The 1,655-nt window shown below is 64.3% G+C and carries 3 protein-coding genes and 1 pseudogene; 3 read left to right on the forward strand and 1 reads right to left on the reverse strand.

What is annotated here, in order from left to right:
- Nucleotides 1-197, forward strand: a pseudogene (metX, locus tag ACOVQ0_RS04970) (homoserine O-acetyltransferase); the annotation flags it as partial.
- On the forward strand, nt 194-781 hold the full coding sequence (metW, locus tag ACOVQ0_RS04975) for a methionine biosynthesis protein MetW (RefSeq protein ID WP_421880915.1): 588 nt from the start codon (nt 194-196) through the stop codon (nt 779-781). The pseudogene metX and the gene metW, both read left to right, overlap by 4 nt.
- On the opposite strand, the gene ACOVQ0_RS04980 is transcribed toward metW, so the two are convergent.
- Nucleotides 782-1,174 carry a VOC family protein gene (locus tag ACOVQ0_RS04980; protein WP_421880918.1) on the reverse strand — a complete coding sequence of 131 codons (393 nt, stop codon included), beginning with the start codon at nt 1,172-1,174 and terminating at the stop codon, nt 782-784. It abuts the gene before it with no gap.
- A gap of 110 nt (nt 1,175-1,284) precedes the next feature.
- Between ACOVQ0_RS04980 and ACOVQ0_RS04985 the strand changes: the two genes are divergently transcribed.
- On the forward strand, nt 1,285-1,655 hold a 371-nt coding region (locus tag ACOVQ0_RS04985; RefSeq protein ID WP_421880921.1), incomplete at its 3' end, for a hypothetical protein.

Consider the following 1,655-nt stretch of genomic DNA (forward strand, 5'->3'; position numbering starts at 1 on the left):
CGCAGGCGCGGTTCTGCCTTGTCAGCTTCGATACCGACTGGCTCTACCCCACCGCTGAAAGCCGCCACATCGTCCATGCGCTGAATGCAGCGGGGGCAAAGGTCAGTTTCGTCGAGCTCAGTGCGCCGCATGGGCATGACAGCTTCCTGCTGGAGCACGACCAGCTTGACCGTGTGGTGAAGGGCTTCGTCGAATGAGCTTGCGCCCCGACCTTGCCGCGATCGCCGCCCATGTCGCGCCGGGAAGCCGCGTGCTCGATATCGGCTGCGGTGATGGCGCGCTGATGGCGGAGCTGGAAGCGATCAGCGGCTGCGATGCGCGCGGAATGGAATTGGACGGCGCCCTGGTCGAACGCTGCGTCTCCCGGGGCCTCAGCGTGGTGCAGGGCGATGCCAATCTCGACTTGGCGAACTACCCCGACAAGGCCTTCGACTACGCGATCCTCAGCCAGACCTTGCAGACTGCAACGCGACCCGACCTGATGCTCGACGAACTGCTGCGGGTGGGCCGGCGGGCGTTCGTCTCCTTCCCGAACTTCGCCCACTGGCGCACGCGCGTGGCGCTGCTGCTGGGCGGGCGGATGCCGGTGACGCGGGCGCTGCCGGTCAGCTGGTACGAAACGCAGAACATCCACCACGTGACGGTCGAGGATTTCCGTGAACTTGCGCGGCTGAAAGGCGCGAAGGTGGAACGCGCGTGGTTTTTCTCGAACGAAAAGCAAATCGGCGCGCCAGCAGCTAACTGGCGCGCCGAGTTTGCGGTGTTCGAACTCAGTCGGTAATCAGCCCGCGCGGTGCAGCATGCACAGCTTGTGGCCGTCGAGATCCAGCACGTAGCCGAGGTTCAGCGTGCCCATCGCGCCGGTGCGCGGGCCCGGCGGGTCTTCGATCGACTTGCCGCCAGCGGCGACGGCGGCATCGTGGAAGGCCTGCACCTGCTCGAGGCTGTCACAGGCAAAGCCGATGGTCGACCCGTTCGAGCAGGTCGCGGGCTGGTTGTTGATCGGCTCGCTGATCGAGAACATCCCGCCATTGTGCATCCAGAAGGCGCGGCGGTGGCCGGTGGGGGCGACGTTGATCATCCCGGGACCTGCGCCGAGCGTGGCGAGCACTGAATCGTAGAATGCCTTGGCACGGTCGAAATCGCTCGTGCCTAGCATGATGTGACTGAACATGGAAAAGCGTCTCCTCTCAAAGGACGGGTTGCGGATTAGGACGGAATTCGTCCCGCCGCAACGCGGATTCCGGTAGCGTACCATTCATGTTGCAGGCCATAGGGTGGGGCATGCTCATGCCTATCCTCGCCGCCGCGCTTGCGCTTCAGGACACACCCCGTGCCCCCGTGCCGCCCTCGAGCGTTATTGTGATCGATGAATTGCCGATCGAGAACGCGGCTTCCGCGCGGTGTGCGCTCGCTTATGCGACCATCGGGCACTGGCAAAAGACGGGCGATCCGCGGGGCAAGGCCTATCCCGAGGTCGCGGCGAGCGGCGGGCGCGAATTCTTTGTGAGGGTTATGGCGCAGCTTATGGACACCGGCCTCACCCGCGAAAACATTGCGATGATTGCGGCTGAAGGGCTGAAGCGTAACGACACGCGTGAAGGCACTGCGCAGCTCACGCGGATGATGCCCGCCTGCGAATTGATGAAATCGGC

The organism is Novosphingobium sp., from assembly GCF_049240505.1.
Lineage (GTDB): Bacteria > Pseudomonadota > Alphaproteobacteria > Sphingomonadales > Sphingomonadaceae > Novosphingobium.

Coding starts and splice junctions, on each gene's coding strand:
- metW (WP_421880915.1), top strand. CDS start 194: ATGAGCTTGCGCCCCGACCTTGCCGCGATCGCCGCCCATGTCGCGCCG.
- ACOVQ0_RS04980 (WP_421880918.1), bottom strand. CDS start 1,174: ATGTTCAGTCACATCATGCTAGGCACGAGCGATTTCGACCGTGCCAAG.